The organism is Nocardioides stalactiti (genome assembly GCF_014180715.1).
Lineage (GTDB): Bacteria > Actinomycetota > Actinomycetes > Propionibacteriales > Nocardioidaceae > Nocardioides > Nocardioides stalactiti.
Genome location: NZ_JACEFC010000035.1, coordinates 1 through 14,888 on the forward strand (window position 1 = coordinate 1; position 14,888 = coordinate 14,888).

Here is a 14,888-nt window from a genome sequence, read left to right on the forward strand (position 1 = left end):
GTCCCCGCGCCCGCCGAGGAGGACCGCCCCCGTCGCGACGACAGCGCCGAGGAGCAGCGCCGAAGCCCCCGCCGTCACCCGCCGACGCCGGACCGTCCGGTCGCCGGCCGCGGTGATCGCGTCGAGGTCGGGCAGGGCGAAGTCGTGGTCGACCATCCCGGTCACCTCGTCCATCAGGGTCTTGAGCTTCTCGGTCATGCCGCACCTCCTGCGGGCATCAGGTCGTCCCAGTCGGACGGGTCGACCGCGTCGCCGAGCAGGACGCGGAGCTTGGCGAGACCGGCGGAGACCTGGCTCTTCACGGTGCCGACGGCACAGTCCATCGCGGCCGCCGTCTGCGCTTCGGTGAGGTCGTCGTAGAACCGCAGCACGATCGCGGCCCGCTGCCGCGGCGGCAGCTGCTGGAGCGCCTGCATCAGGGCCGTGCGGTCGGCGACGTGGTCGGCGTGGCCGCCCTGCGCCCGCTCCGGCAGGTCGCCCGTGGCCCGCTCGCCGTGCCAGCCCTTGCGGCGGAACCAGGTGATCGCGGTGTTGGTGATCACCTTGCGGGTGTAGGCCTCGGCGTTGCCCGCCTCACGCAGCCGCGGCCACGCGACGTAGGTCTTGGTCAACGCCTCCTGGACGAGGTCCTGCGCCAGCCCGACGTCGCCGACCATGAGGTACGCCGCACGGTGCAGCGCCGTCGACCTGGCGGCGACGAACTCCGCGAACGCGGCTCGGTCCCGAGCGGCCATCGTTCCTCCGACTCCCCGGGGCGGCCTGGGCGCCGCCCCTCTCCCCCTCCCCGACGACAACAGTGCCGCAAAAGGTTCGTCGGGATCCTCAGCGGGTCGCGCGTGCGGCCGTCAGTCGACGAGGAACGGGATGAGCATCTCGTCGTCGGTGAGCGAGCCGTGCATGCCGATGAGGAACGGCTCGTAGGGAAAACCCTCGGTCGACAGGATCGCGTTGTCCCCGCGGCAGGCCACGACCACGTCCCCGATCCGTGGCAGCACGAGCGGGTCGACCGGGCCGAACCAGCCCCGCCCGATCGCCTCGCCGCGGGTGAGCACCTCGGCCTTCTCCCCGAGCTTGTCACGCCAGCAGGACACGACGTCCGGGACCGCGCCGCCCTTGCAGTACAGGTGACGGAACCGTGCCTCGCCGCCGATGAGCGCGACCCCGGCAGTGAGGTCGATGTCCTCGGCGACGTCGATACGGGCGCCGGTCGGCACGTCGACCATCCCGTGGTCGGCGACCACCATGAGCCGACGGTCGGCCGGCAGCGCGTCCCGGAGCTGCTCGGCCTCGTGGTCGATCATCGCCAGCTGCTGCTCCCAGTGGCTCGACGAGACGCCCCAGCGGTGGCCGGTCCAGTCGAGGTCGCCGTCGTAGACGTAGGTGAGCGACGGCGAGTCCGCCGACGCGGCCACGACCGCCGCGATCCGCTCGCCGACGCGGTCGACCCCGACGTACTCGGCACCCCGGTGGGCGGCGATGGTCAGCCCGCTGCCGTCGAACTCCCGCTTGTTGACCACGCTCACCCGCACCCCCTTGGCCTGGAGGCGGGCGAAGGCCGTCGCGTGCGGCTGCCACTCCGTCGGGTCGACGTCGGCGTCCCAGAGCAGGGCGTTGAGCAGCTCGTCGGTGCCGGGGACGCGGGTGGTGAAGCCGACCAGTCCGTGCCCACCCGGCACCAGCCCGGTCCCGAGGGAGGTGAGGCTGGTGGAGGTCGTCGACGGGACGCCCGCGGTGCCGGTCGTGGAGGTCGCCAGCAGCGAGGAGAGGTACGGCGCGGCCTCCGCGTGCCGCGCGAGCAGGTTGGCACCGAGGCCGTCGATCAGGAAGACGACGTACGACGCGGCGCCGGGCAGCTCGAGCCCGGTCGGCGCCGGGCCGAGCGGCTGGCCGAGCGCGGCCGCGACAGCCGGGACGACGTCACCGAGCGACCGGTCACCGTAGGCCGGCTCGCAGAAGCCGGTCACCCGCGTGTGCGCGCCGAGAGCGAGGCAGCGAAGGACAGCAGCCCGCCGACCGCGTCGTTGCCGTCCGCCGCGGCCGAGACCCGCAGCGAGAAGTCGTCGGAGGCCAGGGTTCCGGTGTAGCCGTGGTCGGCCTCGCACTGGGGGTCGTTGCAGCCGGCCGGCTCGAGGTCGACCCGGTGCACGGCACCCCACCCGATGGTGAGGACCGCCTCGACCGGCGGGCGCGGCCCGGCCGTCGGGTTCGTGGTCATCCGGGTCACCACGACCGAGGAGACGGCGCTGAGGTTGACCGCCTCGGTCGAGGTCGAGGTGTAGGGCTCGGGCAGCAGGTCGTCGCCGGTGTGCTCGTCGGTGTGCGCCAGGATGAGCCGGGACGGCGTCAGCACGATCACGCTCTGGTGCCGACGGACCTCGTCCCGCTCGAACGTCGGCTCGTGGTGGACGTAGAAGGACACCACCTGCTCACCGCCGACGGCGTCGGTCACCGCGTCCGCGACCACCTCGGGGTAGTAGCCCGTGCGGTCGATGGCCGTGCGGAGATCGGGGGCACGGTCCCGGTCGTCGGTGCGGGCGCGGACGTCAGGCATGTCCGCATCCTGTCACGCGGGCTCTCAGCCGGGGAGCGTGAGGGTGACGTCCGGGAGCCGTCGGACCAGGGAGTCGGGTCGCGGGTCGCGCACGGGCGCCAGCCGGACCGACGCCGTCAGCACGGTTGCGCCGTGCACCCCCGCGAGCGCGAGGGACAGCTCCAGGGCACGGATCTCGGGCAGGTCGTTCTGGAGGTGGGCGACCTTGGTGATGAGGCTCTCGATCGCGCCGATGTCGACGGGGTCGGCTCCGCGGTAGCCGAACAGCAGCGGCGAGCTCTTCACCTCGCGGATCATCGAGGCCACGTCGTGGTCGAGCAGGGGCGGGATCCGGTAGGACCAGTCGCCCAGCAGCTCGACGATCGGCCCGGAGATCCCGAACGACACGACCGGGCCGAAGAGCGGGTCCTCGAAGGACCGGATCGAGATCGGCACTCCCGGCGGCGCGTTCTTCTGCACGACGAACGCGGCGTCCGCGGGGTCGGGGACGAACCCGTTGAGAGTCCCCCACGCCTCCTTCATCTCGCTGACGGAGTCGATGTTGCGCCACACGTGCTGCCGGTCCGGACGCTCACGGACCGACTCCCGCGTCGCCTTGAGGACCACGTCCCAGCCGAGGTCCTTGGCGGCGGCCTGCGCCTCCTTGAGGGTGTCGACCCGGATGGCCGGCCACAGGTCGATCCCGTAGGCCGCGAGCAGCTCGGTCCGGCGGTCCCGGTCGAGGAGGACCTCCTCCTCCTCGTGGGCGATGACCTTCTGGACGAACGCCCTGGCCTGGGCCGGCTCGATCTCCCCCGGGTCGGCGGGGGCGCCGTCGGGGGTCCGCAGCCAGACGGCGTACTCGACGACCTTCGCGAGCGCGCGCACCGCTGCTTCGACGGCCGGGTACGAAGGCACCGAGCCGCGCCCGGCGGTCGAGCCGGCGACGTCGGGCACCCGGAGCAGCTCCGGCACGCCCTCGGCACCGAGGAACGAGGACACCAGCGGCTTGTCGGACTGCTCCCCGACCGCGGCGAGCACGTTGGCGACCTCCTCGCCGGTGACGTTGAGCGGAGGGATGTAGACGGCGACCACGCCGTCGATGTCGGGGTCGTCGATGGCGTCGTCGAGCGCGTCCTCGAAGTCCTCGGCGGTCGCGTCGGCACCGAGCGCGACCGACCGGTTGACGACCAGCCCGACAGCTGCGGCGGCGTCGGACGCGAGCAGCCCCAGGGCGTCGCTGTTGCCGACGATCGCCACGCGGCGGCCGCGCGGCAGGGGCTGGTGCGCCAGCAGCTGCGCGACGTCGAACATGTCCTCGAGCGTGTCGACCTGGATGATGCCGGCCTGGCGGAACATCGCGTCGACGGCAGCCTGCGGCGCCGAGATCTGGCGGACGGTGTGACCCATCGGGACGCCCTGGGTGGTGCGGCCGGACCGGACCGCCACGATCGGCTTGCGCAGCGAGACCCGGCGGGCGATCCGGGAGAACTTGCGCGGGTTACCGATCGACTCGAGGTACATCATCACGACCTCGGTGGCGTCGTCCTCCTCCCAGTACTGGAGGAGGTCGTTGCCGGAGACGTCGGCACGGTTGCCGGCGCTGACGAACGTCGAGATGCCGAGACCGCGGTTCTTGACCTTCTCCAGGATCGCGGAGCCGAGCGCGCCGGACTGGCAGAAGAAGCCGGCGCGACCGCGGGCCGGCATCACCGAGGAGAGCGAGGCGTTGACCGACACCGTGGGGTCGGTGTTGATGACGCCGAGGCAGTTGGGGCCGATGAGCCGCAGGCCGTAGGAGCGGGACAGCCCGACCAGGTGCCGCTGGCGGCGGCGACCCTCCTCGCCGGTCTCGGCGAAGCCGGAGGAGATGACGATGAGGCCATGGACCCCCTTGGCAGCGCAGTCGAGGACCACGTCGGTCACCGCGTCGGCCGGGACGGCGACGATCGCGACGTCGACGTCGTCGGGGATCTCGTTCACCGACTTGTAGGCCGGCATCCCGCTGACCGCGCTCGCCGACGGGTTGACGACGTAGACCCGGCCGGCGAAGTCGGAGTTGACCAGGTTGCGGACGAGCAGCTGGCCGATCGTGTCCTGACGCCGGCTCGCGCCGACGATGGCGACCGAGTCGGGGTGGAAGAAGCGGTGGATCGAGGCGGACTCGGCGACGTGCTCGCGGTTGTGCATCACGCCGATCGCGGTGTCGGTCGGGTCGATCGGGAACTCGAGGGTGATCACCCCGTCGGCATAGCCGCTCGCGACCCGGTAGCCCGCGTCGCGGAAGGTCTGGATCATCCGCTGGTTGTCGGGCAGCACCTCGGCGGTGAAGCGCTCGACACCCCGCTCGCGACCCGCCTGGGCGAGGTGCTCGAGGAGGAGCTGGGCGATGCCGCGGCCCTGGTGCTGGTCCTCGACGAGGAAGGCGACCTCGGCCTCCTGCGGGCCGACCACGTCGAAACGCCCGACGGCGATCATCTGGCCACCGAGGATCATGACCAGGGCCACCCGGGCGTGGTGGTCGACGTGGGTGAACCGTCGTACGTCGCGCTCGGAGAGCTTCGGCATCGGCGAGAAGAACCGGTAGTACTTCGACTCGTCGGACACCCGCGAGTAGAACTCGACCATCAGCGCCTCGTCGTCGGCGCTGATCGGCCTGATGTGCGCCGTCCGCCCGTCGCGCAGGAGGACATCGGCCTCCCAGTGGGACGGCGGCGCTTCGATCTCACCCGTCGGGGTCGCGGGATCGGTCACGCGGCCAATCTAGCGGCGAGCCCTCCGTCGTGGCGAAGTCGGTGCCGGGGAGAATGCCCGCATGGCACGGCGTACGACGACTCCCCCACCGGAAGACTTCGAGGAGCACATCCTCGACACCGACATCCGCGACGAGATGCAGTCCTCGTTCCTGGAGTACGCCTACTCGGTCATCTACTCCCGTGCCCTGCCGGACGCCCGCGACGGCCTCAAGCCGGTGCAGCGCCGGATCCTCTACACGATGAACGACATGGGCCTGCGGCCCGACCGCGGCCACGTCAAGAGCGCCCGCGTCGTCGGCGAGGTCATGGGCCGGCTGCACCCCCACGGCGACAGCGCCATCTATGACGCCCTGGTCCGGATGGCGCAGCCGTGGTCGATGCGGCTTCCCTACATCGACGGCCACGGCAACTTCGGTTCGCCCGACGACTCCCCCGCGGCGATGCGTTACACCGAGTGCCGGATGGCGCCGGCCGCGACCGCCATGACCGCGTCGATCGACGAGGACACCGTCGACTTCCGGCCCAACTACGACAGCCGCGAGCTGGAGCCGTCGGTGCTGCCGGCGGCGATCCCCAACCTCGTGGTCAACGGCACCACCGGCATCGCCGTCGGCATGGCCACCAACATGGCGCCCCACAACCTGGTCGAGGTGATCCAGGCGCTGCGGCACCTCATCAAGCACCCCGGCACCGACGTCGACGGCCTGATGCGCTTCATCCCGGGTCCCGACCTGCCGACCGGCGGCAAGATCGTGGGCCTCGACGGCATCCGCGACGCCTACGAGTCCGGACGCGGCACGTTCCGGATGCGGGCGACCGCGCGGGTCGAGTCGGTCGGCCGCCGCAAGGGCATCGTGGTCACCGAGCTGCCCTACGGCGTCGGCACCGAGAAGGTCATCGAGCGGATCAAGACCCTGGTCCAGGGCAAGAAGCTCCAGGGCATCGCCGACATGAAGGACCTCACCGACCGGGAGCACGGGCTGCGCCTGGTGATCGAGGTCAAGAACGGCTTCGTCCCGGAGGCGCTGCTCGAGCAGCTCTACAAGCAGACGCCGATGGAGGACACCTTCGGGATCAACAACGTCGCCCTCGTCGACGGACAGCCCCGCACGCTCGGGCTCAAGGAGATGCTCACGGTCTTCCTCGACCATCGCTACGAGGTCGTCCGCCGCCGCTCGAAGTTCCGTCGCGACAAGCGGGCCGAACGTCTCCACCTGGTCGACGGCCTCCTCATCGCGCTGCTCGACATCGACGAGGTCATCCAGGTCATCCGGACCAGCGACGACTCCGCGGCCGCCAAGGAGCGGTTGATCTCCGTGTTCGACCTCTCCCAGGCGCAGGCCGACTACATCCTGGAGATGCAGCTGCGGCGCCTGACCCGCTTCTCCCGCATCGAGCTGGAGAAGGAGCAGGAGACGCTGCGCCGCGAGATCGAGGAGCTCGAGGCGATCCTCGCCGACGAGAACCTGCTCCGGCAGGTGGTCAGCGACGAGCTCGGCGAGGTCGCCAAGACGTTCGGCACGCCGCGTCGTACCGTCCTGCTGGAGTCGGCCGGGACCGGTGCGGTCACCGCGGCCGCCGTGCCGCTCGAGGTCGCGGACGACCCGTGCTTCGCACTCCTCTCCTCCACCGGGCTGCTCGCCCGGACGAGCAGCGACGAGCCGGTCGGGACCGGAGGCGCCCGCGCCAACCACGACGTCGTGGTCTCCGCGGTCCGCACGACCGCCCGCGGAGAGATCGGCCTGCTCACCTCGGCCGGCCGGCTGGTGAAGATCGGCGTGCTCGACCTCCCCACCATCCCGGCGTCGGCCAACGAGTCGAACCTCCAGGGGGGCGTGCCGCTGACCGAGCTGCTGTCCCTCGGCCAGGGCGAGCGCCCCCTCGCGCTGTGCTCGCTCGCGACCGACGGGCCGGGCCTGGCCCTCGGCACCCGGCAGGGCGTGGTCAAGCGGGTCAACCCCGAGGTCCTCGGCAAGGACGAGTGGGACGTCATCGGGCTCAAGGACGGCGACGAGGTCGTCGGCGCGGTCGAGCTCCGCACCGGCGAGGAGGAGCTGTGCTTCCTCACCTCCGACGCCCAGCTGCTCCGCTTCGGCGCCTCCACTGTGCGTCCGCAGGGCCGCTCGGGCGGCGGCATGGCCGGGATCCGCGTCACCGACCGCGAGCGGGTCGTGTGGTTCGGCGCGCTCGACCTGGCGTCGTACGCCGACGGAGCGGTGCTGGTCACCGCGTCCGGCTCGTCGACCGCGTTGCCCGGCACCGAGCCGGGCGCGATCAAGGTGACCGACTTCGCCGAGTACCCCGCGAAGGGGCGAGCCACGGGCGGCGTGCGGTGCCACCGCTTCCTCAAGGGCGAGGACACCCTGGTGTTCGCCTGGGCCGGTCCCGCTCCGGCCCGCGCGGCGGCGGCCAGCGGGGCGCCGGTCGACCTGCCGGAGGCCAACGGACGTCGCGACGGCTCGGGCGTGCCCGGCAGCCAGGCACTCGCGGCCTGCGCCGGCCCGCTGCTCACCGTGCTGACCTCGTCTGTGTCAGGGTGACGACATGACGCTCGTGCTGCCCGTCCGCCGTCTCGCCGCGGCCGCCCTCGTCGGCGGTCTGGCCGTGGTCTCCGTCGCCGGTTGCTCCGGCGGGGAGGACCCCGTCACCGAGAACAAGGACCTCGACGACGACGGCGACGGCGAGGTCACGCCGGAGGAGGTGCTGGCCGGCGCGAAGTCAAAGCTCGACGAGACCTCGGGCGTCGAGGTCTCGCTCAGCACCGACGACGAGCCCGACGACGGCGACTACCTGGCCTCGGCCGAAGGTGTCCTCATCGCCGACCCCGCGTCCTTCGAGGGCGAGGTGGCCGGCCGGGTGATGGGCGTCGAGGCGGCCGACATCCCCGTCATCTCCGTCGACGGCGACCTCTACGTCGAGATCCCGGTCCTGGGCTGGGACACGATCGACCCGGGCGAGTTCTGCGCCCCGGACCCCGGCCAGCTCCTCGACCCCGAGACGGGGGTCTCGCCGATCCTCACGGCGACGACCGACCTCGAGGAGGGGGACAGCGAGCTCGGCGGTGACGACAACTCCGAGACGATCACCCCGTTCACCGGCACCGTCCCCGGCGACACCATCCGCAACATCCTGCCGTGCGCCGAGGGCGACGACTTCGAGGCGACGTACCGGATCGACGCCGACGGCTTCCTCACCGAGGCCGAGATCACCGGCGAGTTCTTCCCGGGCATGGACGCCATCACCTACGTCATCGAGGTCCACGACTACGACGTCGAGCAGGAGATCTCGGCGCCCGAATGAGCTGAGCGAACCCGAGTGAACCCGCAGGACCGTCCGTGACTCCTCCAGCAGCCGAGGCCCCCGACCGCCGCTCCCGCCTGCTGCTGGCCTTCTGCGCCGCCGCGGTCGCGTTCGCGGCGATCGACACCTACGTGGTGGTGCTGGCGCTGCCCGACATGATGGCGACGGTCGCCATCCCGGTCGACGAGCTCCAACGGGCCGCGCCGATCGTCTCGGGCTTCCTGCTCGGCTACGTCGCGATGCTGCCGCTCATCGGCCGGATCGCCGACCTGCGCGGCCAGGTGCCCGTGCTGGCCGCGTCGCTCGGGATCTTCGCGGTCGGCTCGCTGGTGACCGCAGTGTCCTTCGACCTCACCACGATGGTCGTGGGCCGGTTCCTCCAGGGTGCCGGCGGCGGTGGTCTGGTGCCCGCCACGATGGCCCTGGTCGCGGCGCTCTACCCGGTCGAGCAGCGCGGCCTCCCGCTCGGCATCGTGTCCGGCGTCCAGGAGATCGGCAGCGTGCTCGGGCCGCTGTTCGGGGCGCTCGTGCTCTCCTTCACCTCGTGGCGTGGCATCTTCGCGATCAACCTGGCGGTCGGCGTCCTCCTCGTGGTGGCCGTCCGCACGCTGTGGACCGCTCCTGCCGTCGAGGAGCGGGCGGACGGTGCGCCGCGGGGACGCCCTGACGTCCTCGGCGGCCTGGCCGCGCTGCTCACGCTGGCCGCCGGGCTGCTCGTCTTCCTCCAGCCCTCCGACCTCAAGCGCGACCTGACCTGGGGCCAGCTCTTCATCCCGTACGTCGACGGCGGCAACGAGTGGGTGACCCCGATCGGGCTCGTCGCGATCGGCGCCCTGCTCGCCCTCGTGCTGCGCTGCCTGTTCGCGCGCCGTCCCCTCATCGACCTCCGGGGCTGGATCCGGGCTGCGCTCGACGCCGACCTGGTCGGGGCGACGCTGTTGGCGATCGCGCTCGGGGGCGTGGTGCTGGCGTTCGCGAGCGCCGACCCCGAGATCGCCGTCTTCAACCCCAAGGGCGGCTGGTTCCTGCTGGGGTCGGGGCTGGCCCTGGCGGCGTTCGTTGTCCACCTGTTCCGTGCCGAGGCCCCGATCATCCCGCGGGCGGCGCTCTCGGCGGTCCCGGCCTGGGGCTCGCTCGTCGTCAGCTTTCTCGTCGGGTGGGCGCTCATCGCGGCACTCGTCGACATCCCTCTGTTCGCCCGGACGACGACCTACCGTGACTCTCAGCTCGGTGCGGCGCTCGTGCTGCTCCGCTTCCTGGTCGCGCTGCCGATCGGCGCCGTGGTCGGTGGCTACCTGATCCGCCGCGTCCCCGCCGGGGTGATCACGGCCGTGGGCATGACGATGGCGGCGGCCGGGTTCTTCTGGATGGCGCAGTGGGACGCGACGACGCTCGACGGCTTCACGGCCAACGTGCCGCTCGTCGTGGGCGGGCTCGGGTTCGGGCTCGCGCTCGCACCGGTCAACGCCGCGATCCTGTCCACGACGTCCCACGACACCCACGGCCTGGCGAGCGCCCTGGTCGTGGTCGCCCGGATGGTCGGGATGCTCGTCGGCATCTCGGTGCTCACGACCTGGGGCCTCAACCGGCTGCACGCCGAGCACGAGGCCCACCCGGACCTGGGCCTGGTCGACCTGGCGATCGTCCAGGAGCAGTCGGTCTTCACCGGCGCTGCCGTCGCCGCGCTGCTCGCCGGGGTGCTCGCCCTCGTGCTCTTCCGGGCCGCCCCGACCCGAGGACTGGACACGGCCGAGGTGCTCCGGACGGGCGGATAGCCTGGTCCCATGGGCAGTTTCGACGACCTCCTGGCCGCCAACGCTGATTTCGCGAAGGACTTCGACCTCACCGGGTTCGACGGCATCGCCCATGCGGGCGTCGCGATCGTCACCTGCATGGACTCGCGCATCGACCCCCTGCGCACCGTCGGCCTCAAGCCGGGCGACGCGAAGATCCTGCGCAACCCGGGCGGCCGCGTCGACGACCTGACCCTCGACGCGCTCGTCATCTCGGTCCACATGCTCAACGTGAGCCGGATCATGGTGGTCCCCCACACCCGGTGTGCCGTCGCGAGCAACGCCGAGCCCGTCCTGCGCGAACGCCTCGACAGCGCCACGGGCCAGGACACGTCGTGGTTGACGCTTCCCGTCACCGACGGTCAGGACGCAGCGCTCGCCGCCGACGTCCAGCGGGTCAAGGCGCACCCGCTCATCCCCGACACGGTGAGCGTCGGCGGCTTCCTCTACGACGTCGACTCGGGTCTGCTCACCCCGAAGGTCTGACGCCGTCCCGGGTCGGGGCGGTCATGCCGCCTCCGAGCCTCGGACCGACCGCAGGCACATCCGCTGCGGCTGGTCGCCCATGAGGCACGCGCCGTCGTAGACCTCGCGGCCGTCGAGCGCCTTCCGGAGCCGGACCCGCACCTGGTAACGGGTCGCCTCCTCGGTGCACTCCTCCGCGGCCACCTTCGTCCGCAGGGTCACCACGACCCGGTCCGCGCGCTCCTCCACGACCGCCTCGCTCGCCTCCTGGCAGGCCGAGCCGTCGTACTGGATCGTCAGGTCGCCCTTGCGCGTGTAGACGTCCCAGGTCGTCGGCTCCAACGCCGGTGCCAGGGGGTCCGCCGCGTCGTCGCCGTCATCGGTGGGATCGATCAGCATCCGGTAGCCCAGGAAGGCCGCTCCTCCGACGAGGAGCACCGCCAACGTCAGGGTGATCACCGTCCGCCAGCGCCGCATGCCCGCCAGGCTAGATCGAACGAACGGGCCCGTGTCGGAGATTCGCCGGACCTAGGCGTCGAGTGCCTCGACGTCGACCTCGTAGGCGCCCTGGACGATGAACTCCTTGCGCGGCGCCACGTCCGAGCCCATGAGCAGCTCGAAGACCTTCGCCGCTTCCTCGACGTCGGTCACCGTCAGCTTGCGCAGGGTGCGGTGGCGCGGGTCCATCGTGGTCTCCGCGAGCTGGTCGGCGTCCATCTCACCGAGACCCTTGTAGCGCTGGACCGGGTCCTTCCACCGCACGTTCTTCTTCTTCAGCTCGGCCAGCTTGCGCTGCAGCTCGTCGTCGGAATACGTGTAGACGTACTTGTCCTGGCCCTTGCGCGGGTTGGAGATCTCGATCCGGTGCAGCGGCGGCACGGCCGAGTAGACCCGGCCCTCGCGGACCAGGTCGGGCATGTACTTGAAGAACAGCGTCGCGAGCAGGCACCGGATGTGGGCACCGTCGGAGTCGGCGTCGGCCATGAAGATGATCCGGCCGTAGCGGGCCGCGTCGAGGTCGAACGTACGACCCGAGCCGGCGCCGACGACCTGGATGATGGAGGCGCACTCGGCGTTCTTGAGCATGTCCCCCACCGACGCCTTCTGGACGTTGAGGATCTTGCCCCGGATCGGGAGCAGCGCCTGGAACTCCGAGTTGCGGGCCAGCTTGGCGGTGCCGAGCGCCGAGTCACCCTCGACGATGAACAGCTCGGTGCGGTCGTTGTCGGACGCCCGGCAGTCGGCGAGCTTGGCCGGGAGGGTGGAGGACTCCAGGGCGTTCTTGCGGCGCTGGGTCTCCTTGTGCTGACGCGCCGCGATCCGGGTCTTCGAGGCGCCGGCGACCTTCTCCATGAGGAGCTTGGCCTGGGCCTTCTCGGCCCGCTTGGTCGAGGTGAGGAAGTCCTTGAGCTGGGCCGAGACGACCTTGCGCACCGACGCCCGGACCGCGGGCGTGCCGAGGATCTCCTTGGTCTGGCCCTCGAACTGCGGCTCGGCGAGCCGCACCGTGACGATCGCGGTGAGGCCCTCGAGGATGTCGTCCTTGATGACGTCGGTGTCGTTCACCTTCAGCGCCTTGGCCGCGCGCATCGCGTCGTTGAACGTCTTGGTGAGCGCGGCCTCGAAGCCGGCGACGTGGGTGCCGCCCTTCGGGGTCGCGATCACGTTGACGAAGGACCGCAGCTCGGTCTCGTAGCCGGTGTCCCACCGGGCCGCGATGTCGACGGTCAGCTCGCGCTCGACGTCCTGGGGTGTCATGTGACCGTGCTCGTCGAGCATCGGCACGGTCTCGGTGAACGTGTCGGTGCCCGTGATGCGCAGCACGTCGGTGACCGGCTCACCGTGGCTGAGCGCCTCGGCGAACTCCGAGATACCTCCGTCGTGGCGGATCTTCTCCTCGAACAGCTCCGGGCCCCGCAGGTCGCGGACCACGAGCTCGAGGCCGGGCACGATGTAGGCCGTCTGCCGCGCGCGGCCGACCAGGCCGTCGAGCTCGAACCGGGCGTCCTTGGTGAAGATCTGGCGGTCGGGCCAGAACTGGATCCGGGTGCCGGAACGGTCCTTGCCGACCCGCTTGCCCTTGCGCGTCAGACCCGACTTGGCTTCGAAGGCTGCCTTCGGACCCTCCGCGGCGAAGACCCCCGGGATGCCGCGCTGGAACGAGAGGCCCTGCTGGGACGGGGACCGGTCGACGTCGATGTCCATCCGTGAGGAGAGCGCGTTGACGACCGAGAGCCCGACTCCGTGGAGACCGCCGGAGGCGTTGTAGGAGCCGCCGCCGAACTTGCCGCCCGCGTGGAGCTTGGTGGCCACCACCTCGACGCCCGGCAGCCCGGTCTTGGGCTCCTTGTCCGTCGGGATGCCGCGCCCGTCGTCGTACACCTCGACACTGTCGTCGGGGTGGAGCGTCACCTCGACCCGGCGCGCATGGCCACCGAGGGCCTCGTCCACGCCGTTGTCGATGATCTCCCACAGGCAGTGCATCAGGCCCCGGGTGTCGGTCGAGCCGATGTACATGCCCGGCCGCTTCCGGACCGCCTCGAGCCCCTCGAGGACCAGCAGGTGGGCGGCGTTGTACGTCTTGTCGGTGATGGCGTGCTCCTGGTTGAACCTGCGTCGTGCTGGGTAGGAATCTACCTGCGACACGCCGGGCTTCGATGCAGGCTCACGGGGATCCCCAGGGCCACGATGTGGGGAACCCGACACCGTTGATGACAAGCTCGTTTCGCGACATGAAAATTGAATCGCTCGCCGACCATCGCGTGCTTGGATGGTCGTGGGATTGATCATAAAGAACCGGGAATCTTGGATCCGGTCGCTACGTTGAACCCGTCACCGACCGATAAGTAGGTCGACCGATGAAAGTGAGGCCGACGTGACTACAGCAATCGCACCTTCCGCACCCCTGACGGCAGAAGACCGTTGCGACCGTTGCGGCGCTCAGGCCTACCTTCGTGTCGAGCTGGTCTCCGGTGGCGAGCTCCTCTTCTGCGCGCACCACGCCCGCGAGCACGGAGACAAGCTCAAGCAGGTCGCTGCAGCCGTGCACGACGAGACCCACAAGCTCGGCAGCACGCCGGCCATCGCCCCCGAGGGCGAGATCTGACCGGCCACACGCTCCTCGACGGAGGCCCCGGACTGCTGTCCGGGGCCTCCGCTTTTGGTGCCCGCTGATGGGTGTCCTCCTCGCGCTGGGCGCCGCGGTCGCCTACGGCCTCTCCGACTTCATCGGCGGCCTCGCCTCCCGTCGTACGACGCCGTGGCCGGTCGCCCTGCTCGGCGCCGTCGGTGGCCTGGTCGGCGCCGGCGTCCTCGCGCTCGCCGTGTCGGGCGACCCCACCCGCGCCGACCTGGCCTGGGGCCTGGCCTCCGGTCTCGGCAGCGGGGCCGGGACCGTGTTCCTCTACCGCGGGCTCGCCTCGGGGCGGATGGGTGTCGTCGCCCCCGTCTCGGCGGTGGGGGCCGCGGTCGTCCCGGTCGCCGTCGGGCTCGCGACCGGTGAGCGGCCCTCCGGGCTGGTCGTCCTCGGGGTGCTCCTCGCCCTCCCCGGCATCTGGTTCGTCGCCCGCGGGCCGGAGGCCACCCTCGAGCCCGCCGCGCCGGAGCCGGCCCCCGCCACGACCGGACTCGTCGACGGCGCCCTCGCCGGACTCGGCTTCGGAGTCCTCTTCGTCGCCCTCGGGCAGGTGCCCGACGGCGCCGGCTACGGGCCGCTCGTCCTCAGCCAGGCCGGGGCGCTGGTGACGATCGCCGCGCTCGCGACGGCCTTCCGGGCCTCGTGGGTCCCGACGGCCCGCACCGAGCTCTGGGGCGCGGTCGCCGGACTGGTCGCCTCGGCCGCCGTGCTGCTCTTCCTGCTGGCCAGCCAGACCGACCTGCTCGCCGTCGCCGCCGTGCTGACCTCGCTCTACCCGGCCTTCACGATCCTGCTGGCGGCCGCCTTCCTCGGCGAGCGCATCTACCGCGGCCAGGCGGTCGGCCTCCTGCTCTGCGGGGTCGCGGTGGCATTCGTCGCCGCGGGCTGACCCCGGCCCTCTAGGGTTG

The 14,888-nt window shown here is 71.4% G+C and carries 13 protein-coding genes; 6 read left to right on the forward strand and 7 right to left on the reverse strand.

Annotated elements, in window-relative coordinates:
* The 5 genes from H0487_RS09275 to H0487_RS09295 form a co-directional block, all read right to left on the reverse strand.
* On the reverse strand, positions 1–198 hold a 198-nt coding region (locus tag H0487_RS09275; RefSeq protein ID WP_220793240.1), incomplete at its 3' end, for a hypothetical protein.
* Positions 195–734, reverse strand: coding sequence for a SigE family RNA polymerase sigma factor (locus H0487_RS09280; RefSeq protein WP_183093958.1), 540 nt, complete (start codon positions 732–734; stop codon positions 195–197). The genes H0487_RS09275 and H0487_RS09280, both read right to left, overlap by 4 nt.
* A gap of 111 nt (positions 735–845) precedes the next feature.
* Positions 846–1,964, reverse strand: a complete 1,119-nt coding sequence (locus tag H0487_RS09285; RefSeq protein WP_183093959.1) for an alkaline phosphatase family protein — start codon at positions 1,962–1,964, stop codon at positions 846–848.
* The gene (locus H0487_RS09290; protein WP_183093960.1) at positions 1,961–2,551 is read right to left on the reverse strand and encodes a DUF5998 family protein; all 591 of its coding nucleotides are present in this window, start codon (positions 2,549–2,551) and stop codon (positions 1,961–1,963) included. The genes H0487_RS09285 and H0487_RS09290 overlap by 4 nt, the downstream gene beginning before the upstream one ends.
* 24 nt (positions 2,552–2,575) lie before the next feature.
* A complete protein-coding gene (locus H0487_RS09295; protein ID WP_183093961.1) occupies positions 2,576–5,284 on the reverse strand; it encodes a bifunctional acetate--CoA ligase family protein/GNAT family N-acetyltransferase in 2,709 nt (902 codons plus the stop codon).
* Positions 5,285–5,345: 61 nt separating this feature from the next.
* Between H0487_RS09295 and H0487_RS09300 the strand changes: the two genes are divergently transcribed.
* From H0487_RS09300 to H0487_RS09315, 4 genes are read left to right on the forward strand one after another with little or no spacing between them, the layout of a single operon-like run.
* The gene (locus H0487_RS09300) at positions 5,346–7,826 is read left to right on the forward strand and encodes a DNA gyrase/topoisomerase IV subunit A (RefSeq protein WP_183093962.1); all 2,481 of its coding nucleotides are present in this window, start codon (positions 5,346–5,348) and stop codon (positions 7,824–7,826) included.
* 4 nt (positions 7,827–7,830) lie between these two features.
* Complete coding sequence (locus tag H0487_RS09305; RefSeq protein WP_183093963.1) at positions 7,831–8,586, forward strand: LppX_LprAFG lipoprotein; 756 nt, start codon at positions 7,831–7,833, stop codon at positions 8,584–8,586.
* A 35-nt stretch (positions 8,587–8,621) separates the two neighbouring features.
* Complete coding sequence (locus tag H0487_RS09310; protein WP_183093964.1) at positions 8,622–10,361, forward strand: MFS transporter; 1,740 nt, start codon at positions 8,622–8,624, stop codon at positions 10,359–10,361.
* 9 nt (positions 10,362–10,370) lie between these two features.
* Positions 10,371–10,865, forward strand: coding sequence for a beta-class carbonic anhydrase (locus H0487_RS09315; RefSeq protein ID WP_183093965.1), 495 nt, complete (start codon positions 10,371–10,373; stop codon positions 10,863–10,865).
* Positions 10,866–10,886: 21 nt separating this feature from the next.
* On the opposite strand, the gene H0487_RS09320 is transcribed toward H0487_RS09315, so the two are convergent.
* Together H0487_RS09320 and H0487_RS09325 are read right to left on the reverse strand one after the other, a co-directional pair.
* Complete coding sequence (locus H0487_RS09320) at positions 10,887–11,321, reverse strand: hypothetical protein (RefSeq protein WP_183093966.1); 435 nt, start codon at positions 11,319–11,321, stop codon at positions 10,887–10,889.
* 51 nt (positions 11,322–11,372) lie between these two features.
* On the reverse strand, positions 11,373–13,490 hold the full coding sequence (locus H0487_RS09325; RefSeq protein WP_376766672.1) for a DNA gyrase/topoisomerase IV subunit B: 2,118 nt from the start codon (positions 13,488–13,490) through the stop codon (positions 11,373–11,375).
* 229 nt (positions 13,491–13,719) lie between these two features.
* Here H0487_RS09325 and H0487_RS09330 point away from each other — a divergent pair, with 229 nt between their 5' ends.
* Positions 13,720–13,950, forward strand: coding sequence for a DUF7455 domain-containing protein (locus tag H0487_RS09330; RefSeq protein ID WP_183093967.1), 231 nt, complete (start codon positions 13,720–13,722; stop codon positions 13,948–13,950).
* A gap of 67 nt (positions 13,951–14,017) precedes the next feature.
* On the forward strand, positions 14,018–14,869 hold the full coding sequence (locus H0487_RS09335) for an EamA family transporter (RefSeq protein WP_183093968.1): 852 nt from the start codon (positions 14,018–14,020) through the stop codon (positions 14,867–14,869).
* Positions 14,870–14,888 lie beyond the last annotated feature (19 nt).

Coding starts and splice junctions, on each gene's coding strand:
- H0487_RS09280 (WP_183093958.1), bottom strand. CDS start 734: ATGGCCGCTCGGGACCGAGCCGCGTTCGCGGAGTTCGTCGCCGCCAGG.
- H0487_RS09290 (WP_183093960.1), bottom strand. CDS start 2,551: ATGCCTGACGTCCGCGCCCGCACCGACGACCGGGACCGTGCCCCCGAT.
- H0487_RS09300 (WP_183093962.1), top strand. CDS start 5,346: ATGGCACGGCGTACGACGACTCCCCCACCGGAAGACTTCGAGGAGCAC.
- H0487_RS09305 (WP_183093963.1), top strand. CDS start 7,831: ATGACGCTCGTGCTGCCCGTCCGCCGTCTCGCCGCGGCCGCCCTCGTC.
- H0487_RS09315 (WP_183093965.1), top strand. CDS start 10,371: ATGGGCAGTTTCGACGACCTCCTGGCCGCCAACGCTGATTTCGCGAAG.
- H0487_RS09320 (WP_183093966.1), bottom strand. CDS start 11,321: ATGCGGCGCTGGCGGACGGTGATCACCCTGACGTTGGCGGTGCTCCTC.
- H0487_RS09335 (WP_183093968.1), top strand. CDS start 14,018: ATGGGTGTCCTCCTCGCGCTGGGCGCCGCGGTCGCCTACGGCCTCTCC.